This is a genomic window from Acetobacter thailandicus (assembly GCF_011516655.1).
GTDB classification, from domain to species: Bacteria; Pseudomonadota; Alphaproteobacteria; order Acetobacterales; family Acetobacteraceae; genus Acetobacter; species Acetobacter thailandicus.
On record NZ_WOSV01000002.1, the window covers coordinates 227,005 to 250,090 of the forward strand.

19 protein-coding genes and 1 riboswitch are annotated in these 23,086 nt (G+C 51.2%); of the genes, 10 read left to right on the top strand and 9 right to left on the bottom strand.

The genetic code is table 11. The features are described 5' to 3' along the window. Nucleotides 1-182: 182 nt before the first annotated feature. Nucleotides 183-656 (top strand): Co2+/Mg2+ efflux protein ApaG, encoded by a 474-nt coding sequence (gene apaG / locus GOB58_RS03700; protein WP_086554613.1) that lies wholly within the window; start codon nucleotides 183-185, stop codon nucleotides 654-656. A gap of 27 nt (nucleotides 657-683) precedes the next feature. Then, a complete protein-coding gene (folE, locus tag GOB58_RS03705) occupies nucleotides 684-1,295 on the top strand; it encodes a GTP cyclohydrolase I FolE (protein WP_086554612.1) in 612 nt (203 codons plus the stop codon). 50 nt (nucleotides 1,296-1,345) lie between these two features. On the opposite strand, the gene GOB58_RS03710 is transcribed toward folE, so the two are convergent. From GOB58_RS03710 to GOB58_RS03725, 4 genes are all read right to left on the bottom strand, one after another. Beyond that, nucleotides 1,346-1,924, bottom strand: a complete 579-nt coding sequence (locus GOB58_RS03710; RefSeq protein WP_086554611.1) for a DJ-1/PfpI family protein — start codon at nucleotides 1,922-1,924, stop codon at nucleotides 1,346-1,348. Next, nucleotides 1,917-2,471: a molybdenum cofactor biosynthesis protein B gene (gene moaB, locus GOB58_RS03715; RefSeq protein WP_086554610.1), complete on the bottom strand. Its 555-nt coding sequence runs from the start codon at nucleotides 2,469-2,471 to the stop codon at nucleotides 1,917-1,919. Before moaB ends, GOB58_RS03710 begins: the two co-directional genes overlap by 8 nt. Nucleotides 2,472-2,545: 74 nt before the next feature. Continuing rightward, complete coding sequence (locus GOB58_RS03720; RefSeq protein WP_173559387.1) at nucleotides 2,546-5,260, bottom strand: AAA family ATPase; 2,715 nt, start codon at nucleotides 5,258-5,260, stop codon at nucleotides 2,546-2,548. Continuing rightward, a complete protein-coding gene (locus GOB58_RS03725) occupies nucleotides 5,257-6,405 on the bottom strand; it encodes a metallophosphoesterase family protein (protein ID WP_173559388.1) in 1,149 nt (382 codons plus the stop codon). Before GOB58_RS03725 ends, GOB58_RS03720 begins: the two co-directional genes overlap by 4 nt. Before the next feature lie 166 nt (nucleotides 6,406-6,571). Here GOB58_RS03725 and GOB58_RS03730 point away from each other — a divergent pair, with 166 nt between their 5' ends. The 8 genes from GOB58_RS03730 (at nucleotide 6,572) to GOB58_RS03765 (ending at nucleotide 16,326) form a co-directional block, all read left to right on the top strand. Further along, the gene (locus GOB58_RS03730; protein WP_173559389.1) at nucleotides 6,572-6,919 is read left to right on the top strand and encodes a protease inhibitor I42 family protein; all 348 of its coding nucleotides are present in this window, start codon (nucleotides 6,572-6,574) and stop codon (nucleotides 6,917-6,919) included. Nucleotides 6,920-6,955: 36 nt separating this feature from the next. Next, nucleotides 6,956-9,043 (top strand): FUSC family protein, encoded by a 2,088-nt coding sequence (locus GOB58_RS03735; RefSeq protein ID WP_086554606.1) that lies wholly within the window; start codon nucleotides 6,956-6,958, stop codon nucleotides 9,041-9,043. After that, nucleotides 9,043-9,249, top strand: a complete 207-nt coding sequence (locus GOB58_RS03740) for a DUF1656 domain-containing protein (RefSeq protein WP_086554642.1) — start codon at nucleotides 9,043-9,045, stop codon at nucleotides 9,247-9,249. The genes GOB58_RS03735 and GOB58_RS03740 overlap by 1 nt, the downstream gene beginning before the upstream one ends. Nucleotides 9,250-9,264: 15 nt before the next feature. Further along, nucleotides 9,265-10,227, top strand: a complete 963-nt coding sequence (locus tag GOB58_RS03745) for an efflux RND transporter periplasmic adaptor subunit (RefSeq protein ID WP_086554605.1) — start codon at nucleotides 9,265-9,267, stop codon at nucleotides 10,225-10,227. A gap of 62 nt (nucleotides 10,228-10,289) precedes the next feature. Beyond that, a complete protein-coding gene (locus GOB58_RS03750) occupies nucleotides 10,290-11,078 on the top strand; it encodes a hypothetical protein (protein WP_173559390.1) in 789 nt (262 codons plus the stop codon). Between the two features lie 120 nt (nucleotides 11,079-11,198). Beyond that, nucleotides 11,199-14,552 (top strand): efflux RND transporter permease subunit, encoded by a 3,354-nt coding sequence (locus tag GOB58_RS03755; RefSeq protein WP_173559391.1) that lies wholly within the window; start codon nucleotides 11,199-11,201, stop codon nucleotides 14,550-14,552. A 152-nt stretch (nucleotides 14,553-14,704) separates the two neighbouring features. Beyond that, a complete protein-coding gene (locus tag GOB58_RS03760) occupies nucleotides 14,705-14,944 on the top strand; it encodes a DUF3297 family protein (RefSeq protein ID WP_086554602.1) in 240 nt (79 codons plus the stop codon). A gap of 122 nt (nucleotides 14,945-15,066) precedes the next feature. Beyond that, entirely contained in the window at nucleotides 15,067-16,326 is a 1,260-nt protein-coding gene (locus tag GOB58_RS03765; RefSeq protein WP_173559392.1) for an NAD(P)/FAD-dependent oxidoreductase, read from the top strand. A gap of 79 nt (nucleotides 16,327-16,405) precedes the next feature. On the opposite strand, the gene GOB58_RS03770 is transcribed toward GOB58_RS03765, so the two are convergent. The 5 genes from GOB58_RS03770 to ribD all read right to left on the bottom strand — a co-directional run bounded on the left by GOB58_RS03770 (nucleotide 16,406) and on the right by ribD (nucleotide 22,693). Continuing rightward, nucleotides 16,406-19,000, bottom strand: coding sequence for an MMPL family transporter (locus GOB58_RS03770; protein WP_173559393.1), 2,595 nt, complete (start codon nucleotides 18,998-19,000; stop codon nucleotides 16,406-16,408). 177 nt (nucleotides 19,001-19,177) lie between these two features. Continuing rightward, entirely contained in the window at nucleotides 19,178-19,663 is a 486-nt protein-coding gene (ribH, locus tag GOB58_RS03775) for a 6,7-dimethyl-8-ribityllumazine synthase (protein ID WP_086554599.1), read from the bottom strand. Between the two features lie 29 nt (nucleotides 19,664-19,692). Next, the gene (ribB, locus tag GOB58_RS03780) at nucleotides 19,693-21,030 is read right to left on the bottom strand and encodes a 3,4-dihydroxy-2-butanone-4-phosphate synthase (protein ID WP_277876766.1); all 1,338 of its coding nucleotides are present in this window, start codon (nucleotides 21,028-21,030) and stop codon (nucleotides 19,693-19,695) included. Further along, nucleotides 21,015-21,617, bottom strand: a complete 603-nt coding sequence (locus GOB58_RS03785; protein WP_086554597.1) for a riboflavin synthase — start codon at nucleotides 21,615-21,617, stop codon at nucleotides 21,015-21,017. The genes ribB and GOB58_RS03785 overlap by 16 nt, the downstream gene beginning before the upstream one ends. Further along, complete coding sequence (ribD, locus tag GOB58_RS03790) at nucleotides 21,599-22,693, bottom strand: bifunctional diaminohydroxyphosphoribosylaminopyrimidine deaminase/5-amino-6-(5-phosphoribosylamino)uracil reductase RibD (RefSeq protein WP_173559522.1); 1,095 nt, start codon at nucleotides 22,691-22,693, stop codon at nucleotides 21,599-21,601. The genes GOB58_RS03785 and ribD overlap by 19 nt, the downstream gene beginning before the upstream one ends. A 64-nt stretch (nucleotides 22,694-22,757) precedes the next feature. Further along, nucleotides 22,758-22,901, bottom strand: a riboswitch (FMN riboswitch). Between the last annotated feature and the right edge of the window lie 185 nt (nucleotides 22,902-23,086).

The window sequence follows — 23,086 nt, forward strand, 5'->3', positions numbered from 1 at the left end:
CTGCATCGTATTTGTTGCCTGATAAACGCACTCTGACGTAAAATCAGAAATACGATGCGGGAAACTTTCCCCTTTCGAAAAATCATGATAGGGCGACAGACCCTAGACCTCACTGCCGGATCTCGTCTGCCTCCCCACGTCACTGAGCGCAGGCATCCCGCACCCCAGGAGAACGAAAGCTCATGTCTGACTGGTCGGCTTCACCGCCCATGTCCAACGATGCGGGAGACGTACTTAGCGAACTCCTTTCGTCTGTTCCTGGCTACAAAAGCGAAACTGAAGGTGTTCAGGTCATGGTCCAGGTTTTCTGGCTGCCCGAACAATCTGAACCCGATGAAGACCTTTATTGCTGGGCCTATCGTATTCGTATTGAAAATACAGGGAAAGCATCTGTCAGACTGACAGAGCGCACCTGGTATATTACTGACTCCTCCGGGCATACTGAATGCATTCATGGTGAGGGTGTCGTTGGCGAACAGCCTGTGCTGAAACCTAAAGCAGACTTTGACTATACGTCAGGTGTCTCCCTCAAAACTGCGGGAGGCTTCATGAGCGGCACCTATCTGATGCGTGACGTAGATACCGGGCGGTGTTTTGACATCGAAATACCGGCCTTCAGCCTCGACAGCCCGTTTCAGACACAGCAGGTCCATTAAGCTTTTACTATTCTGCAGGAGAACAATATGAGCGACGCCCCTCCTTCTGGCAACGCACGCCCTACACGAGAAGAAGCTGAGCAGGCTGTACGCACTCTTCTGAGCTGGGCCGGCGATAACCCTGCACGCGAAGGCCTTCAGGATACACCAGCACGTGTTGCCCGCGCCTATGAAGAGTTTTTTGAAGGCTATGAGGTCGAACCCCATGACCTGCTGAAACGCACATTTTCAGAGGTTGAAGGCTATGATGAAATCGTGCTTCTGCGCGATATTCGTTTCGAAAGTCACTGCGAACATCACCTTGCTCCCATCATTGGCAAGGCACATGTGGCTTATCTGCCGCGCAACCGCGTTGTGGGCATTTCGAAACTGGCACGTGTGGTTGATGCCTATGCCCGTCGCCTGCAAATTCAGGAGCGCATGACAGCACAGATCGCCAACACGATTAATGATGTTCTCGAACCACATGGTGTTGCTGTCATTATTGAATCTGCTCATGAATGCATGACAACACGTGGCGTGCACCGCCCCGGCGTTTCTATGGTAACCAGCACTATGCTGGGTGTGTTTCGTGAAAACGTACAGACCCGCCAGGAGCTGATGGCAATGCTCAACCGGCCGGCTGTCAGCGGCATCTGAGATCATACAAGCCCCTGCCTGAAGCAGGGGCTTGGCACTGACCTGACTGGTCAGATAGAAACAGTAACACCCAGAACGGTGAGAAACTGTGCGAGCCAGGCCGGATGAGCCGGCCACGCCGGAGCGGTCACCAGCTCACCATCTGTGATTGCCTGATCAACCGGAATATCAGCATAAATCGCACCAGCCAGCTCAACCTCAGGGCGGCATGCCGGATAAGCTGACACGCGACGCCCCTTAATAACACCAGCCGCAGCAAGCAGCTGAGCCCCGTGGCAGATTGCAGCCAGAGGGCGGTCAGCAAACGCCTTAACAATTTCAATCACACGCGGGTTAAGCCGCAGATATTCAGGAGCCCGTCCACCAGGAACGATCAGGCCGATATAATCATCCGTATCGATCTCATCAAATGTCGCATTCAGCACAAAATTATGACCAGGCTTTTCGCTGTAAGTCTGTGCGCCTTCAAAGTCATGAATAGCTGTAATAATTTTGTCGCCGGCCTTTTTGCCCGGGCTGATAACATCGACCTTGTAGCCCAGCATTACCAGCGCCTGATATGGCACCATAACTTCATAATCTTCGACATAATCACCTGCAACCATCAGGAGTTTTATCTCATCAGTCATGATCATGTCCTTCTTTCAGTTCTTCTCTTAAACGTGGCATAAGATCGACAAAGTTACAGGGGCGATGGCGGCTGTCGAGCTGGAAGAGCAGAATATCATCCCAGCCATCTTTCACAGCACCAGTCGAACCTGGCAAAGCAAAAAGATACGTGCCCTGCGCAACACCGGCCACAGCGCGTGACTGAATGGTTGATGTGCCAATTTTCTGATACGACAGCATCCGAAACAGCTCACCAAACCCTTCAATACGTTTTTCGAGAACACGATCAAAAGCTTCGGGGGTAACGTCACGACCGGTAACACCAGTCCCGCCGTTTGTAATCACAACATCAATATCAGGCGTGCTGATCCAGCTCTGCAATTGTGTCGTAATCAGCCCGACATCATCTTTTACGATAGCCCGGTCTGCCAGTACGTGCCCTGCACGCTCCAGACGGTCAACCAAAGCCTGACCAGATGTATCGGTGCTCAGTGTACGCGTGTCAGACACTGTCATGACAGCAATACGCACAGGCAAAAACGGCAAACTCATATCCAGTTTACTCATCAGCAGATCTGCTCCCTCATCTCTGGCACACCGTCATATCACTGTTCACCTACAAAACAATGTTTGTAAGACAGTCATACACGCAATTCTGCCATCTCCTCACACGGACGAAGATGCAAAGTGTGCCCTCCGAGCTCTGAGAGAATATCATCACGGCACGTTAAAATAAGAATCTGGAAATGCCTGGCCGCATCAGTCAGCACCTCAAACAGGCGCTCTCGCCGCTGTTTATCAGAAAAACTGAGCGCATCATCCAGCACAAGCAGACTTTTACCCTGCTGCTGATGCAGAAGCTGCGCAAAACCAAGACGCGCCAGCACTGCGATCTGCTCACGGGTTCCCATAGACAAATCGCTAAACTGCTCTGTCTGGCGCCGGGTTATAGCCTGCACACCAAAACTGGCATCAAGTGACAGCGTCATATCAGGGAAAACTGTCGAGAATGCAGGCTGCATCACTTTTACAAGCGGGGCAAGGTAACGCTCGGTCTGCTCCTGCTCTACGGCCTCAAGCGTCTGCTTCAGCAATGTCAGAGCAGCACTTTCACGCGCATACCCCCGGCACTCATGCTCAGCCTGCTTTATCAGACGCTCTGTTTCAGCAATCTGCTCATCAAGGCCTTCGCCTTCTGCCTGACGCACCCGTTCCTCACAGGCCCTTACATCACCATGCAGTCCCCTGATACGTCCATCCTGTGCAGAAAGAGCTTCTTCACGGCGCCTGATATCCCCTTCAAGGTCAGAGAGTGAACGCGCCTCAGCTGCCATCTCCTGCGCAAGAGTCTCTTTTTTGCTCTGTGCATCTTTCAGACTCAGCTCAGCCTGAGCACTCTCGGCTTCAAGAGCTGCATCTGTTTTGTGTTTCTGTGCCGTCTCCTCTTCATGCCGGGCACGCTCAAGAGCTCTGCCAAGCTCAGAAACATCAGCTGCTTTTTGAGTTTCATCACTCTGTATGCTTTTCAAAACAGCGACTTTGTCTTCTTCTTCTCTCTGCGCTTCTCTGAACACAGATAAGGCCTGCTCAACCTCAAGGTCACTCTCTGCTACCTGCAATATTTCACCCTCAGCAAAGAGGGTGGCCTGCTCAGTGGTCAGCTCAGCAGAACGCTGCCGCAACGTGGCTTCCTTGTCAGCAATCTGCTCCTGATACGAGGCAATAACTGCACTGACCTGGTCAGTGCTCTGCCGGTTCTCAGGCAGGCAGGACAGGACAGCTCTCTGCGCAGCATCCTGCTCAGCTTTCGTCTGGCGGTATATATCAAAAGCCTGCTCAGCCTCAGCCATCGTACTGCACCCGACTTTTTGCAAAGCCTGCTCAAGCTGTTTTTTTGCGTCATGCCAGCATGCCTGCGCACCCTGCTGCTCCTGCAGCGCGGGGGTAATGCTCAGCGCACCTACACCTTCTATCTCAATACGGGTTTGTTCGAGCACCTTAAAAGTGCTCTCAGAGCAGAGACTGCCATTAACAGTAACACGATCAGCTGCTTCTGGCAGCAGATGCAGAGACACAGAGGGGGCCTGAGCCTCCATCTGCAACTGTAGTTTATCGCAGTTACGCTCGGCTTTGCGCAGGGCATCAACAGCTTTCTGATCAACCCGACAGGCTTTGAAGGCAGCCTGAGCCTGGCGCCACACTGCACTGGCCTGCTCTAAACGATGCAGGACTGTACGGTCTGACTTCAGTGCTTCCTGATCCTGCTCAAGCAACCGCTGACGCGTTATACTTTTGTTACGACGGTCGCTGCGCTCATATTGTTCATGAGCCTTTTTACGCTTATTGCCAGCCTCCGTCAGCTTATCCTGTGCATGCCGGGCATGATCACGCAGCTGCGCCAGCTGCTGCTGTGCGCTCTGCATCTGCTCTGACAGCTCTTTCTGACGGTCACGGTTTTCACATCGCCTTAGCCGTTCAGCCTTCAGCGATTCATACACCCCTTCAGCCAGACGTACGCCAGCCAGAACTTCCTTTTCCTTGAGCGCAAACTGAGAAACCCGGTCACGCTCCTGCCGCACCTGCTCAAGCTGGCTTTTAGCCTCAGCCCGTCTCTCTGGGTTTTCAAGGTCACGTAAAACGCGACGGTCACGCTCCAGGGCTGTCAGATCATCAGCAAGGCGCAGCCTGTTGGCTTTAAGCTGTTCAAAGCGTTCGGTAAGCTCTGCCTCTTTTTGCAAAGCCTGCTTATACCCTCCGGTCGGCTCACCTTTTTTCTCAGTCAGTAACGGACTAAGCTTTTCCCTGACACGTGATAACAGCAGCGCAGCTTTACCTCCGCCAGCCGGAGCAACACTCCCGCTGCCCTGATCAAGACAGGAGCGAATACTGGTATAGCCGGCATCTGTCAGCTCGGGCAGATACTGGCTCTCTCCCTGCGGCACTAAAAGCGCGCTCCATAACCCTGTCGCCACGCTGTTTTTATTAATAAGATCGTTCAGCCCCAGCAGATTACGAATTTTCTCTTCAGCTTCATCTCCCTGATACTGCTCTCCCCCCATGAGCAGCCGTGCGCCTTTCTTTTTCAAAAAGCGTTTTTCAAAAGCACAGGGCACAGAACCCCACATAAAGCGCAGGATAATATGCGGCTCACTGCCACCATAAGACGCAAGGCTTTTAATCTGCTCGCCACCCGAACTATGCCGCCACATTAATGCGGCACGCAAAGCCAGAAGAAGGGTCGATTTACCCGATTCATTAGGCAAAGCCAGTATATTCAGGCCAGGCCCCAGGCCTTCAAGCTTTATCGGAGAAGTAAAACGCCGGACACCATTAAGCTGTATCTCTGTCAGTATCATGTGCCTGCACCTCCAAGATCTTTATAGAAAAGGAAAAGTCTTTGCAGGGCATCCGCTGCCACTGCGCCCTCCTCCCCCCCGCCACTGACTTTACTGAGCAGAACACCGGCTGCATTCCGCACAGCGCCGGCCTCGCCAAAATAATCAAGATCATCAAGATCCGCAGCCAGCTGTGGCTCCCCCGAAAGGCGCAGACAGGTCACTGCCCCGGCAAGGCTATGAACAATTAAATTATCATACAGCGCCATATCTTCCATGCTCAGCAGGCCAGACACTTCTGCCCAGGCCAGAACTGAACCGGTATGCTCGGGTGCAATACTCCTGACACGTGCCTCCAGCGCATAAATATCTTCGTGGCTGGTGAGTGTTACCTCCCCCAGTTTTTTCCAGACATGATGTCCGGTTCTGCACCGTTCAACCTGTGGTGTCGCCCGGCTGCCGGCTATTGTCACCAGCAAAGCCTCGCCGCCGCCGCCGCCGCCAATATCAAAACGGTCTGTCTCTGGTGTGCCGGAATAGAATGTGCGGGCATTAATCTCGTTAAAACCGTGCCAGTCCCCCAGAGCCAGATAGCTCAAGCCGGCTTTCTCTGCACGGTCAGGAGCCAGCTGGTTATGTTCCTCTTCACCACCGCTGCCAAAACCGGTCACTGAACCATGCGCCAGGCCAATACGCAGGGCATCCGGTGGGGTTGTCTCCTGATCCATATAGGCACTCAGGTCTGTCAGCACATGGCGACGCTGCAAAACTGCAGGCAGAAGCCAGGCATTTTCGGCCTCATCAATCAGCACGGCCCCGGGTTTGCCGTGAAAAATTACATTTTCAGGCAAACTGCCGTTACGCAACAGGCGCGACCAGAGGCCATCGGGTGTATGGGCATCATGGTTACCAGGGATAAGGTGCCAGCGTATATCAGAAAACTCACGCATACGTTCAAGCGGCTGATGCAGAGTTAACCTGGCTGGTGTTTCGTGCTCATAAATATCACCTGCAACCAGTACGTGATGCACGCCGTGACTACGCGCCAGAAGCCCCAGCCGGTGAATAACCTCAACACGCTGAGCCTGAAGCGCACCCTGAGCGACATCTCCCGCGAAACCAAATGTCCGGCCTACCTGCCAGTCTGATGTGTGAAGAAACTTCATAAACGACGCCTGACTTTCTCACCGTGCTCTGAACACTGATATCTGCACGGAATTATTTTCAACAAAACAGAATAGCGACAACAAAAACACCCGAGAACAAAGAGAGCAAGAATAGACTGAGAAAAATTATCAGCCTACATTCAGCAAAACAAACGGAGTAAAACTTATGAAAAAGATAATTGCCGCTCTGATGATCATAGCACCGACATACTGTTTTGCAGCAGAAAACGACACAATTCATGTCAAAAATAACAGTGTTTTTGAAATAAAACTCCCGTCTAATCCAACTACCGGATATGGCTGGATGGTTCAGAATATTCCTCATAATGTTGTTTTAACTGGTATGGAGTATACACAATCTCAGGATTGTCATGGGGCAATGGGTTGCGGTGGCAATGAAACACTTTATTTTAAAGCCATTACTAAAGGCACGGGAAAGATCGTTCTCAAATATGGCCGGACGTTTGAAAAACTGCCTGAGGACTCAACTGTCAGAACAGTCGTTGTTGAATAAACCTGCACGGCAGGTAAGCTGCCATATGGTGCAGCAGTGACCCCTCAGAAAACTGAAAATCGTCCTGGTTTCTGGGCTGGCGTAGGTATTCCGCTACCGCAGCATATTTTCACACCAGGGTGGTTTTCTTTTTGTTTTCGTACATGGCTGTCAGTAGTGCTCGCACTGAGCACTGCTTTCTGGCTGCAGCTGCCTTCGCCTGCGTCAGCTGCAGTGACAGTCATGATACTGGCACAGCCTTTGCGGGGCCAGGTCCTCTCAAAAGCTATGTATCGCCTGCTAGGTACTTTTCTGGGAGCCTTCGTTGCTCTTTTTCTGACTGCCTGCTTTAACCAGGAACGCGGCATTTTTCTGGGGGGCGTTGCACTCTGGATCACGCTGTGCACGATTATCGGCACTCTTGAAAAAGATTTTCGTGCCTATGCTGCTATGCTTTCAGGCTATACCGTCGCTATTGTCGGGATCAACTGCATCGACAATCCAGGCAATGTTTTCGATACTGCTATCGCGCGCGTATCGGACATTGTTGTGGGCATCGCTGCAACCTCAGCTATCAACGATATCTTTGGCTCACCTACTGCCTGGGAAAAGCTGGCAGCAGGCCTTACAGCCAGTGCCAATACGGTCAGAAATATTGCCCGTCAGGCCATATCGGGGCGTGACATCCCTGATGATATCGCCTGCGCGGGGCTGGCGGGGCAGATTATGGCACTGACCACACATGCCTCATTCGTTAAAACCGAACTGTCTGATGCCGCCATCCGGCTGGCCGGTGCGCGCTCAGCTATGGTGGCATTACTTGAAATGCTCAGCTGCAGCCGCGCCATCAACAATGCCCTGCGCCGCAAAAATATTTCACCTTTTGTCCTTGAGCATGTCAGATCAACCTTTGAAGACAGCCATCTGGCCGAACCACAACGTCAGACAATAAAAAACTTCGAAACCCTTGCCCGCCAGATCTATACCCCTGAAACTGAGCGTAACGTTCTGCTTGATGAGATCTGGCTTACCGAACGCTCTATGGCGCTGCAGCTTGATACCCGCTGGGCCACCGACGGCATTGAGGCTTTTGAAAAAGGCCGGCGTGCACGTACAACAGCCCCTGACCTGAAAATTGAAAAACATGACGACGTTATTGCAGCCCTGCTCTCAGGGTTTCGTTCGCTTGTAGGTTTTAGCATTGCTGCCGGGCTATGCATTATTTCTGACATACCGGCCACCTACACCGCTCTGGCACAGGTCGCCATGATTATGACCCTTGCTGCCACAACCTATAATGCCCGGGGGTTTGGCATGGGGGCCCTGATCGGCACCCCGATGGCCATTATTGTAGCGGCTGTTCTGAACTTTGGTATTCTGCCCAAAGGGTCAGATATGCCCTTTATGGCCCTGGCTATTCTGCCTGTTGTTTTTTGCAGCTGCCTGCTGCTCATGAACCCCAAAACAGCAACGATAGGCTTTAATGGCGGTGTTTTCTTTTTTGTTATTCTGGGCGTTGCAAATACACAAAACTATGATCCCACGGCTTTTATCGACCGCAATGTAATGTATCTTTTTTCTGCGATTGTTATCTTTATTTCGCTGGTACTTTTACTGCCCCCTTCAGCCACAGGCAGGCGCTTTCGCGTGGCTATTACAATTGGCCATGACCTGCGCAGGCAATTTTCTTTCAGGGGAGAGCGCACAGGCTCAGCTCTGATCAGCCGGCATTATGACCGCCTGTGTCGTATTCTGGAATGGAATAGCTATCTGCCTGATACGCGCGCCAAAAAACGTGTCTTTAACCGTCTTTCAAGCCTGGATGAACTCAACATCGAACTCGCGCGCGCGCGGCGCCATCTGCAACGTGCGGCAACAATTCCCGCTATTCGCACACAGGCCGAAGCCGCTTTTCGTGCCACGATTATCCGCGATGCAGACAAAGCGACAGAACGCCTGCAGCACCGGGCCTGGCTGCTGCTCGAAAAAAGTATGTCCCTGCCCGACGGGCAGCTAACAACCGCTCTTGCTGCCGTCTCGGCTATTGTTGGCACGATCCATCTGCTTGAGCATAACCGTTCAGCCTTACGCCTCTATGAGGTAATCCCTCCCGCAGGCCGGCGAAAAAGAGCTTTTTTCACATGATGGAATTTCATCTCACGCCTGTTCTCGATATTGGCGGGCTGCTGGTTTCTTCTTTTGTGATCCACGCAGCACTGGCTATAGCCACTCTTCTTGTGCTTAATCCTTTGCTGGGGAAAATAAGAGCCCGTCGGGTTATCTGGAATGTTCCCCTGGCAGAGTTCGGCATGCTGATATGCTTTATCGGTCTCTACACCATACTGTTTTAAAAGGGTTTATCTGCCGTGTTCGAACGCGCACGCCGCGTCCTGCAATTAATAACAACAGGAACTATTCTGTTTGTTGCTGCAATCGTAAGCTTCGTTTTGTGGGACTATTACACCGCTGCCCCCTGGACCAGAAACGGCCAGGTACGTGTGCAGGTAGCTGACATTGCCCCTCGTGTTTCAGGGCAGATTATTTCAGTCAATGTAAAAGATAACCAGTTTGTTCATAAGGGTGATATTCTTTACGAAATTGACCCGTTTGACTTTCAGGTGGCTGTTGCTGTTGCCACCGCAAAGGTCAATGAACGACAGGCTGATATGGTGCTTAAAGACACACAGCGCGTTCGCCGCAAAAACCTCTCCGAAGTCGCAGCCTCTAACGAAGAGAAACAGGTATACGAAGCGACAGCAGAAGTTGCCAAAGCCCAGTATGCTGACGCGGTGGCCCATCTGTCACAGGCGAATATCAACCTTGAGCGCACACATATTCGCAGCACCGTAACAGGGTATGTTAATAACCTGATTATGCGTACCGGGGATTTTGCCACAGCAGGAACACCTAATATTCAGGTTATTGATTCATCTTCCTTCTGGGTTGATGGCTATTTTGAAGAAACCAAAATCCGCGCCATTCATATTGGTGACCGGGTCAGAATGGACCTTATGGGTTACAGTGCCCCGATGTGGGGGCATGTGGTCAGCATTACGCACGGTATTGCCACACCTAATGCAACACCGTCAGTACAGGGCCTGCCGGCAGTTGACCCGGTTTACACCTGGGTACGCCTTGCTCAGCGTATACCGGTCAGAGTACATATCGACAGCATACCACCAGGAACACAGCTTGCTGCCGGCATGACAACAACCGTGACTGTAGTGGGTAGCAAAGGCAAGCGCGCCCACGACACACTGACGGATACACTTGACCGCCTGCACGACACGCTCATGGGTGGCACCGGTGGCAGTGGCATACGCCACTAGCCACCTGACCTGACACATAATTACCCTATCTGACCGCGCAGATTATCTGATAAGAGAGCCTTATGACGAACATACGGTCGCATTTCTGCACTTTTTTTCTGGCTCTGATATTCTGTGTGGTGTCACCAGCCAGAGCTGCACAGCCGCTTTATGGAAAAAACCTGATTGTCTCAGCGCCCTGCCTGAGTGCTTTGCATATTACAACTTCTGCCACGCTCAGAAGTGATGCCGAACCAGAGCTCCCTGTTCCTGCTGGTGTCACAATAACAACAGACCCCAAAACCAGCAGTATCGTCATTATACAAAAAGAATGTGCAGCACAGCCGCTCACCATTAAGACACGCCCGGAACTCCCGCTGACACTTGACAACACAGGGAAAACACCTGTCACGCTTGATGATCGCAGCAGCACTGTTTTTATAAAAGCCGGCAGTGCTCCCCTCGAAATGGGCCGGGCCGGAGAGCTGGGGCTTATTGCTACGGGAGGACCCGTCACCATCCGCACACTTTCTGCTTCAGCGCGTATTCGCCAAGAAGCTTCTGCCACCCTGACAATCAATGAAGTAGCAGCGCCGGCTCTCGCACTTTACCTCGGCGATCAGTCATCATTTCTTGCTAAAGCAGGTCATCTGCAGGCACTCGAAGTCACGTCTGCCAGCACGAAAAACGCTGTTTTCCACATTACGACTGAGATTGGCATTTTTCGCACTGTCTCTGAAGGGGATATTGTTGTTGATAGGGTTTCGGGAACACTTGCAACTGAACGCGGCAGCAGCGGCAGAATTATGCCAAATGCCGCAGCGCCCAAGGGAAAACAGCGGGCAGACACAGCCAATGCGCTGCCTCAGTAATAAACAGTGGCCCGCCTGCCTTTTTTATAACAATAAATTTTTCTTTCGTAACGATTTATATTTATAATTACGCCCATACACACCTGGCGTGATGTTTCTGAAGAATAAGGAAACTTTGTTTTGTCTTTCTGCCGACTTTTTATTACCCGTCCTGTCGGCACCATCCTTATGGCCATGGCTTTTGTCCTGGCAGGTGTTTTTTCTTACAAAACAATTCCCGTCGCTGACCTGCCCAATATCTCATTTCCGGTTATTTACGTGGTTGCATCACAGCCAGGCAGCTCGCCGCAGCAAATGGCAAGCTCGATGACAACCCCTCTGGAACGGCACCTGGGGCAGATTGCCGGCATCACCAGTATACGCTCAGAATCAACAGACAGCAGCGCATTTGTTCTGATGTTTTTTGATGATTCCCGCGATATTAACGGTGCAGCGCGTGATGTTGAGGCTGCTCTGCAGGCTGCCAAAAAAGACCTGCCAACCACCATGCTGTCACAACCGCAATATTTCAAAGCTGACCCTTCTGACAGCCCGGTCATGCTGGCTGTACTCACCTCAGAAACACGCACATCCTCCGCGCTGCGCGACCTTGCCGAAACACATCTTAAACCCCTGCTGGCCGGGATTAAAGGCGTTGGCTGGGTTGAAATGGCAGGCGCATCAAAGCCCGCGATACGCGTCGAAATGAATCCTCTGATTTTATATCGTTATGGCGTTGGCTTTGAAGATATTCGTTCAGCACTTGCCTCAGCTAATGCCAACACACCTAAAGGCTTTATTGAAGAATCAGCACAGCGTCTGACACTTGAAACAAATGACCAGGCACGCACAGCACAACAATACCAGGACCTGATTATCGGTTATCGTAACGGGCGGCCTATTCATCTGCACAGTGTGGCAACGGTAAGCGATGGCCCGCAGGATGAACGCAAAGCCGGCTGGATGAATGGTAAATCTGCCATTATCGCGCTTATCCGGGCACAGCCCGGAGCAAATGTTATTGAAGTCACTGACAGTATCCGCGCACGCGCCGCGGCATTCAGCAATGCCCTGCCACCGGATGTCGATTTTAAACTTGTCTCTGACCGCTCTGTCTCTATTCGCGGGTCGCTGGCTGACACACAGCTGACACTCTTCATCTCTGTTGTACTTGTCATTATTGTTGTGCTCGCTTTTTTACGCAGCTGGCGCTCAACCATTATCCCGGCCATTACGGTTCCTGTTTCACTGATTGGCTCTCTGGCCGTTATGAAACTGTGCCATTTCTCCCTTAATACCTTCTCCCTCATGGCACTGACCATTGCTTCAGGCTTTGTTGTTGATGATGCGATTGTTGTCGTTGAAAATATTACACGTCACCTGGAGAGTGGTAAAAAACGTATGGAAGCAACCCTTATCGGGTCACAGGAAATCACGTTTACAATTCTCTCTATCACAGTGTCTCTTATTGCTGTTTTTCTTCCACTTTTACTGATGGGGGGAATTCCTGGTAAAATTTTCTTTGAATTTGCCATGACACTGTCAGCCGCCATTACAATCTCGTTTTTTTTGTCAGTCTCGCTCACACCGATGATGTGCGCCTATATGCTTGACGAACCTTCGGCTGAGAAACCTCACACCAGCCCCAGACTTAATATTGCTCTTTATAGTATTCACCTGATAGCCGACATGACAGACTGGCTTATGAAGCATATGCTCACAGGCTATCGCAGCTCTCTGGGATGGGCGCTTCGTCACCCGTGGCTTATTCTTTTTTCGCTCCCTCTCAGCTTTTTTCTGACCATCGCCATTTTTATAGCGATGCCCAAAACCCTTCTGCCGGCCCAGGATATATCATTAATTGAAAGCTACCTCAGCGCTGACCAGACCAGTTCGTTCGCAGCGACAGCTGCCAAAGCGACAGATATCATGGACATTATGCAGGGTGACCCCGACATAGAAAATGTCATGGGGTTTGCCGGCGAAGATAACCCGAATGAAGCTCAGATTTTTGCACAGCTTATCAGTAAAGAAAAACGCAGTTCCGGCCCTGAGGACATTGCCGCACGCATTCGCCAGAGGATTAAAAAGGTACCTGGGCTGACAATTAGTGTCTCAAATGCGGGTGACATTAATGGCGGCGGGCAGCGCCAGCATCAGGGCACTTACAGCTACGTGTTTCAGAGCACCAGCGACAAAGATATTTATACATGGATACCCCGCATTACAGCCAGCCTGCAACGCAACCATGTTCTTACCGGTGTAAGCAGCCAGCTTTCATCTAATGGCTCAGCCATGCACGTTCTTATTAACCGCGATACCGCTGCGCGCTATCAGATTACGCCTCAGCTCATCGGAAACGCCCTTTATGACGCCTATGGACAAAGAACAGCCTCAAGCATTTCAACCGCTCTGACGACCTATTATGTTATAATGGAAGTTGCAGACAGGTTCCGTCAGACACCTGAAACGCTGAAATCTCTGTGGGTTTCAACAGCAGGTGGCACAGCTTCGGGTGCTACTGCGTCAAATACGGTGCGCGTTAAAAATACGTCAGCATCTTCTACCGGCAAAACAAATCAGAACGAACTCTCTTTCAGAAACTCAATAGCCAACCGCCTGGCGGGCGGCGCAGGCGCCTCCAGCGGCTCGGCTGTTTCCTCATCTCAGGAAACGATGGTCCCTCTGCTTTCGGTGGCAGACCTCGAATCTCAGCCAACGCCCTTGCAGGTCAGCCATGAAAACGGGGCAACATCAGGCGCTATTTCATTCGACCTTGCACCAGGCAAATCACTTCAGGATGCAACGGCTGAAATTCTTCGCACCATGAAGCGCCTGCATGTTCCTGAATCTCTGCACGGCCAGTACAGTGGTCAGGCTGGCAATATGCAAAAAAACCTGAGAAATGAGCTTCTGGTATGTATCGCTGCAATTATCACCATGTATGTCACTCTTGGTGTGCTCTATGAGAGTTATATTCAGCCATTAACTATTCTCTCAACCCTGCCCTCAGCCGCTGTCGGTGCTCTTATGGGGTTGTGGCTGTGCGGTGAATCCTTCTCTCTCATTGCAATGCTGAGTGTTATCTTACTGATTGGCATCGTAAAGAAAAATGCCATTCTGATGATCGACTTTGCCCTGAATGCAGAAAGGGCTGAAAATCTGACACCCTATCAGGCCATTTACAGTGCCTGTATTACGCGCTTCCGCCCTATTCTGATGACAACAATGGCCGCCGCTTTTGGTGCCATTCCCTTGATTTTTGGACATGGCTACGGTGCTGAACTGCGTCGCCCCCTGGGTGTGGCTATTATCGGCGGGCTGGCAATGAGTCAGCTCCTGACCCTTTACTCAACGCCCGTTATTTATATGTTTATGCACAGACTGAGCGCATGGAGCAAAAGGCGTTTCCGCTGGCTCCATAAAACAACGACTCTCCTGCTCAGCCCAAAACTCAGAAAACGCCTTGCACGACGCAAAAAGCACCGCCGCTGAAAGACACTGATATCTTAATATCCATTGATCTTTTCCCCATAAAAACCTTACAAACAAAGATATCAGGCTTAGGTTTCTCACCTGTAGCCTGGCGATATGCTGTATCGCTACTCTTCTTTTATTTCTGATTATAGCAAGGAGCTTTTTTATCCATGTCAGACACTACATTGCCAGATCACCTGTCAGTCGACCCGGCAAGCCCTTTTTTCAACGGTGAGTTGCTTGAACGTGGCATTGGTGTACGCTTCAAAGGTGTTGAAAAAACCAATGTTGAAGAATACTGCATCAGCGAAGGGTGGATCCGTGTTGCAATCGGCAAGACAGTTGATCGCCATGGCAGACCTCTCACGATGAAACTTAGCGGACCAGTTGAGGTTTGGGTAAAAGAATAACTATATGAAAAAAATAAGGTTTTTAGTTAATCATTTTCATTAATTAAAAACCTTATTAATTTATTTAATTAATTATGTTATACACACTCAGCTGAGTATACATAGCAAAAGAAAGGGCTCATATGACCAGGTCAGACACAGGTAAAAAGCCAGACCTTCTTTACACTGTTGTGATTGTAGGTGGAGGCACTGCCGGGCTAGCCGTTGCAGCACGGTTATTACGCGAACGCCCAACTCTTGACATTGCCATCATCGAGCCCTCAACAACACATGCCTATCAGCCCGGCTGGACCCTGGTTGGTGCTGGTGCAATGACATTAAAAAGCACCCTGAAGCAGGAACGCAGCCTTATACCCTCACAGGCCACATGGATCCGCGAAGCTGTAAAAAGCTTCGAGCCTGACGCCCATCAGGTCACACTGACCGGCGGACGCGTTATTGGTTACCGTCGCCTTATTGTCTGCCCAGGCATCCAGCTGGACTGGAATAAAATAGATGGCCTGAGTGACACACTCGGCCGCAATGGCGTATGCAGCAACTACTCCCGGGAAACGGTTGAGTATACATGGACCTGCATTCAGTCCCTTGCTGGCGGACAGGCAATTTTTACCCAGCCACCTATGCCAATCAAATGTGCAGGCGCACCTCAGAAGATCGCCTATCTTGCCTCTGATTACTGGCGCAAGCAGGGAACCCTCTTCCGCACCAAAGTTGACTTCTCTCTCGCAGGGGAAGCTCTGTTCGGTGTGGGCTATTATTTGCCTGAACTGCAAAATGCAGTTGATTATTATGGCATTGACCTGAACTTCAAACACAACCTTGTCTCTGTTGACGGCCCGGGCCGCAAAGCTACTTTTGCTGTGCCAGCAGCAAATGGCAAAACAGAGCATGTGGTGAAAGAGTTCGACATGCTTCATGTCACTCCACCGCAGAGCGCACCTGACTTTGTCAAGTCAAGCCCTCTGGCAAACGATGCAGGCTGGCTTGATGTTGACCCCGGCACACTGGTGCACAATAAATATGACCAGGTTTTTGGCCTGGGTGATGCTATTGGCACATCTAACGCCAAAACAATGGCCGCAGCACGTGCACAAACACCAGTCGTTGTTGCTAATGTTCTCTCATCACTGGATGGCGCTCCGACTAAAGCCATCTATGACGGATACGGCGCATGCCCACTGACAGTGGCTTACGGGAAAGTGGTGCTGGCTGAATTCCTTTATGGTGGCAAGCCAGCCCCAAGCTTCCCTTACGACCAGCGCAAAGCCAGCCGTTTTGCATGGTTCCTTAAAACAAAAGCCTTCCCTCACGTGTACTGGGATATGATGCTTAAGGGGCGTGACATTTCGGTGCCACACCATCCTGAATGGGTCAAAATCTGACCTGACACTAAAAAAGGCGCCTGCTTCTCGCAGGCGCCTTTTTTATATCTTACTCAATATAACCCTGAGCGCGACGATATTATCTTTCATCAATATCTCGCTTTGGCAGCAACGCAGGTACGAAAATAAGCGTTGCCACCAGCGTGCACCCCAGTGACAACAGCAGCAAACGACCCATACTTGCCGTACCGGGATGATGTGACAACGCCAGAGAACCAAAAGCCGTACCAGTAGTTAATGCTGAAAACAGCACAGCACGGGCTGTTGGAGACGCCAGCGGGTATTTCACCTTATCACGCCAGTTCATCACGAAATAAATATTGAAAGATACACCAACCCCAAGCAGCAAGGGCAAAGCGATAACGTTTGCAAAATTGAGTGTTTCCGGCAGCAGAACAACCAGAATAACCGTCATTAAAGCCGACAAAAGCAAAGGAGCCAGAACCAGCAGCATATCAACGATGCGTCGCAGCGATACACATAAAATAGCGGCGATCATAATAATCGCAGCGGTCGCTGCCTGCTCAAACGCTTTTACAATCGCACGCGCGCTTTCAACAATATCAACCGCAGAACCTGCAATGTCCGGGTCCACTTTTTGCAGGCCGGTAACAAATTTCCTCAATGCTTTACTCTGCGCAAAGCCACCACTGGGATGCACCTCAACCAGAGCACGACCATCAGGCAGAATATAACCAGAAGCCAGACTTTTCGGCACATCTTTCAGGTCTACAGGTTTTGCCTGAAGCATGACACGAAGCTGCTCCAGTTCGGGAGGCAAAAACTCGACCAGAGCTTTATTCGCCGCCATCAGAATATCATCAGGTGCGCTTGCCAGCTTACTCAGAGCAGCCTGAATACGCCGCACAGGGCTGTCAGAAGGCACCTTATCAAGAACCTCACCCAGAGCCGCAGCCGTTGTGCGGACTGACTCACGCAATGCCTGAGCATCAGGAGCAGGTTTAGGGTCAGGAACAATCAGAGTAGGCAATAAGATACCGGCAGCATCCTGAATCAGAGGCAGTTTTTCTTTCTGATCTTCAGGCACGAAAGAACCAAGCCACATAGCGTCGTGAACACCAGGCACTTTCGCCAGTCGTTCAGCCTGCTTATGCGCCTGATCAAGATCAGCGACCAGAAGGTCAGCACTGTAGGGAGAAGAAGTCGGATTTGTCATCAGCATCTGAAGGGCCTTCATCCCTTCAGAATATGGATTTTTAGTATGCAGCGGGTCACCGTCAAACTGAAGACCAGGCACCAGAACAAGGCCAAACACAGCAACCAGACCAAACACAAACAGGAAGCCTTTACGCTTTTGGCGTATCCAGATGTCAACTGGCTTCATAAAGGCATAACCCATGCTGGGGCAGTTAAGCGAAGGATGAAAAACCCTGAGCAGGGCCGGTAAAAAAGTTGTGGTGCAGACAAAAGCAACAAGCATGCCAACACCGGCAATCAGCCCCAGCTGTGCGACACCAAGAAACGCTGTAGGTGTAAAAGCCAGAAAGCCGGCTGATGTGGCAAGAGCTGCCACCAGAATCTGATGTCCTGTTTCTTTAGCCGTTGCAGCAAGCGCTCTTATCCCTCCCTGAGGGTCATTTTCATCTTCACTCTGAGCACGGAAACGAACTGAAAACTGAATAGCAAAGTCAACCGCAATACCTACAAACAATATAGCAAATGCAACTGATATGAGATTGAGCGTGCCTACAGCAACAGCCGCAAAGCCAGTAGTAAGCAGCAGCCCGACAATCAGCGTCAGCACAATAGGCACAACAACACGCCAGGAATGCACAGCAGCAAACAGCCAGAGCGTAACCAGCAGTAAAGAGCCGATCAGCCCTGCTACCATCCCCTCAGCAACAGTAGCGAACTCTTCATCATCAAGCTGAACCTGCCCGGTAAGGTGTACTTTAACCTGTCCGTTTTGAACAAACTCAATACTATTTGCAGCATCACGCATGGCTTTTGCTGCATTGCCACCAGGCTGCAACGAACCAAAATCAAGCTTCGGTTTTGTTACCACAAACTGGTAACGGCCAGCCATATCGGCCAGCTCCCCTCCCAGCAACCTCTCCCACGACAATGCCTGCGGCTTACCGGCCGCTGCACTTTCAAGGTTTCTTGCAAACCCTTCAAGAGGCGCCTGAAACCCCTTAAGATCTGCCTGCCCCAGTTTAACACCCTGCGCAACAAGAGACAGAGAACTAAAAAGGCCGCGCGCTGAAGGGTCCTGCGCCAGGGCGGCAAGAAACGGCTGTGCAGAAATAGTCTGATCAAGCACCTGCTCAAGCACGGGAGCCTGAAGAAATAACAAACCATTACGCATCAGGTAGGGGTCTGCATCAGGCCGGTTCGCAAATTCAAAATTTTTATGATCGGCAGAGAGGCGTCCGGCCAGAATTTGAGCAACTGCCTGGCCTTTTTCAGGGATATCAGCCTCAATAACCGCGACCAGAAGCCCCTCTTTTTGTGGAAAGAGGCGCCCCATTTCATCTGATCGCTGTTTCCATGCCAGCCTGTCAGAAAGCATTTTACTGGTGTCAGTCGTAACACCCAGAAAATTGACCCCGGCATAACCAGCCGCAACAGAAAGCACCATGAACAAAGCGATAACCGCAAAAGCATGGCGCACACAAAAGCTTGTTAAACGGCTGATATAAGTAGAGAGCATGGCTGAAGATCAGCTCCTGAACAATTCGGGCTATTATAGTGACAGTTTATTGCTGCCTCTATCTGGCCTGGTATGGCTCCGGCCGCAAGTGATGCCGTACGAAACCCAACCAGACACACCCATAAATTGCAACAAAAACGTCACATCTGAGAAACCACGTTATGTTTAAATACTGCTTCAGCCTTCTTTAATACGGCGCAGCAAAGCAAGCGATTCAACACAGGCTGCGGCTGCTTCACGCCCTTTATTATGTACGTCAGGCAAGGCACGCTGTGTTGCCTGGTCTTCTGTATAGGTCGTCAGCACACCAAACGCGACAGGCACTTCGGTCTCGAGCGAAGCCTGCATCATCCCGATTGTTGCGCCAAGGCTGATAAATTCAAAGTGAGCTGTATCTCCCTTAATGACGCACCCAAGGCAGATGACACCTTCGTACTTACCGGTGCGGGCCAGGGTCTGCGCCAGTAAAGGCATTTCAAAAGCACCAGGGGCAGAGAAAATATCCTGTGCGGCTACTGTAATGCCGTGCTCACCCAGCCATTCAAGCGCACCATTACACAGCCCTTCAGTAATGGTTGTATTAAAACGGCTGACAACCACTGCAAGGCGCGGTGACGGAACAAGTTTCAGCTCAGGCAAAGAAGGGGTTACATAAGTACTCATAACATTTTCCTCTTAATAACACAGTGTTATTACACAGCGTCTGATGGTTCACTCACGGCAGAAAAACGACTAAAGCGATGCCCCATCCGTTGCCGTTTTGTTTCCAGATATTCGCGGTTAAAGCGGTTGGGAGCGATTTCTATCGGCACCCTCTTACTCACCTCAAAACCCTGCCCCTCAAGGGCTTCAACTTTATCCGGGTTATTCGTCAGCAGTTCGAGACGGGTAATGCCAAGATCACGTAAAATAGCAGCCGCTGCTGTCCAGTCACGTGCATCAGCCTCGAACCCCAGCTTATGATTCGCATCAACCGTATCAAATCCGGCATCCTGCAATTCATAGGCACGAATTTTATTGGCCAGGCCAATCCCCCGTCCCTCATGGTCACGTACGTAAACCAGAATGCCCGAAGAGGCCTGTCCAATTCTGTTCAGGGCAGCATGAAGCTGAGCCCCGCAGTCGCACCGTAATGAGCCCAGAGCATCCCCCGTGACACACTCCGAGTGTAAGCGTACCAGCGGCACTTCACCCTGTGCAGAAGGATCACCCTTCACAAGAGCGACATGCTCAACGCCGGAGCCATCACGAAAGGCATGAATACGCAGAGCATTACCCCCATATTCACTTGGTAACGCTGAAACGGCTATTTTTTCCAGTGGTGCTTCAGACTGTATGCCTGAAGGTTTCAGCTCTTCTTCACAGAGTGCAAGAGCGCCGTTACCATGCTGACTGATCCACTCCACCAGTTCAGCAATCGAGATAATCGGCATGTCATGCTTATGACCATAAACCTCCAGCTCAGGGCGCCGGGCCATCGTGCCATCTTCATTAAGGATTTCACAAATAACTGCGGCAGGACGTAAGCCCGCCAGCTTCATGATATCAACAGACCCTTCAGTATGACCGATACGTTGCAGAACGCCACCATCTGCCGCCCGCAGCGGGAAGATATGCCCTGGTGTTGCCAGGTCAGCTCCTGTGGTCGTTTCGGCCGCGGCAACCTGCACTGTCAGGGCACGGTCGGCCGCTGAAATGCCGGTGCTCACCCCTTCTTTAGCTTCGATTGAAACAGTAAAGCCCGTTTCATGACGTGACGTATTTTTGCTCACCATCATAGGCAGGCCAAGACGGTCAATATGCGACCCTTCAAGCGGCAGGCATACCAGGCCCCGTGCATGAGTGATCATAAAATTCATTGCAGCCGGGGTCATAAACTCTGCGGCCATAACAAGATCACCTTCGTTTTCACGATCTTCATTATCAACCATAATGACCATACGTCCGGCACGAAGTGCTGCGACTGCCCTGAGCAGGGCTTCAGATGGGGCCGCACCCGAAACATCAGGTTTTTTCATTTGTTCTGACATAAAACCTCCACGTATTTCGCAATGACATCAACCTCAACATTCACCGTATCGCCCGGTGAGAGCGTACCAAGCGTGGTGTGCGTCCATGTATGTGGAATGATCATAAGAGAAATCGTAAAGACATCATGATCTGCCGCGCCAATCTCATTAAGGGTGAGGCTTATACCATCGAGTGTGACTGACCCCTTTGCCACCATATAACGACGCAGAGATGAAGGGACTTCAAAGATAACCTGATGGGCATCTCCCGACGGAGTGCTGCTGACAAAACGGGCTGTGCCATCAACATGGCCCTGTACAATATGCCCTGACAGGCGTGTGGCAGGGGTTACGGCACGCTCGAGATTAACCCGCCCGCCTGTTTTCAGTTGCCCTAGTGCTGTGCAGTTCAGTGTTTCACTACTGATAAAAAAACGGGCGACACCGGTTGGTGCCGGCTCAACTGCGGTAAGGCATACACCATTCACAGCTATGCTTTCGCCCTCGGCGATATCCTTAAAGCCTGTATCCACTTCTGCGATCAGTGCTTCTTCTCTGGCTTCAGCCAGAAGAACATGCCCCAGTGATTCTATGATTCCGGAAAACATACCTGCTCCTGTTGACAGTGTACCCACTCCGGAAGCAGTGCCAGCGGGGTCACATTTTGACGTTGAGAGATAAAATACTGATCCTGCGCCTCTGCACCCTGACGAATAGTCAGCCAGTCATCCCACAGATTATGCTGCCTGAGCGCTGCCAGAAGACGTGGGCCAGCCTCAGCCATAAGCCACATGGCACTGGTTTGCGCGAGCAGCGCCGGCAAATGAGTCAGATCAGAACAAAAACGAATATCAAAACAGGCACGACGCTGATCGAGCCAGCTTTGAGGCAAAGCATCCTGCTGACCACAGATAACCAGCAGGCGACGAACATGCTCATGGTCAGGAACATGGCGCACCGTGAATGACGGTAAATCGGCCAGAATAGTGCCTGTACCGGTCAGAATACCATCCGTCATACGGCGTATCCTGTGAGCGAATGTTAAAGAAGCAGAGGACGTAAATGTTATCTGACCGGCAGGAGGCACCATACTCCCCTGCGCGTTAAGTGCCTGCTTTACTGTAATCCACGGGCGCCTGTGTATCTGCTTGCAGGCGAAAGGAGCCAGAAGCGCCTGACAACGTGCAAAAACCTCAGTTGCTCCACCAGCCTCAGCAAGCCAGCGCACAGTAAGACCCGCCTGTGCAAGGCGGGCTGCGCCGCTGCCATCAACACGCGGGTTTGGGTCCCGACACCCGATCCAGACTGTTTTAACAGGAGAATCCAGCAAAGCCTCAGTGCAGGGTGGCGTGCGCCCGATGTGATTACACGGCTCTAACGTAACAACAGCAGTACGCACCCGTTCTATAACACCTGCCTCACGCGCCTGCTGCAGAGCAAGGCGTTCGGCATGCAGCTCACCCGCCCTGTGATGCGCAGCAACCAGGACGATCTCGTCATGCTCATCAAGCAAGGCACATCCAACAGCAGGGTTAGGTGCCGTCTGCCCGACAAAACGAGCGGCCTCAGCAAGAGCTGCACGAAAAGCATGCAACACTCTGGTCGACACTATGGCGGAATTATTCTGAGAAGAAACCCTCTCCGGCACCCCGACACCTCCATTACTCGCCTTACGACAAGACATCACTATGGGGCGCAACAAGAGACACCGCGCCTCTCCGCCACAACAGCAGAAAGGACACCAGTTTCCTCGTTCTCTCTCATCCGGACTTTAACCGTCGGCTCCGGAATTACACCGGTATCTGCTGACCCTGCCAGAGGCAGGCGCTCGCGGGCTTGTGGACGAACCACTTACCGCCGGTTGGGATTTTCACCTCACCCCGAGAACGTCACACTCACTGAATGTTCCAGCGAATGTATTTTTACAATGGGTATATTTTTCGCAGGTTGCAAGAGCATGACACGGTAAAAGCGGATAAAATAAGATATTCTTATGGCTGTCATTCCCAAACCGGAATAAGAAAATCCCGATAATTCATATCGTCTCCCCTTGCATCAGATAACATTGCATGAAAAC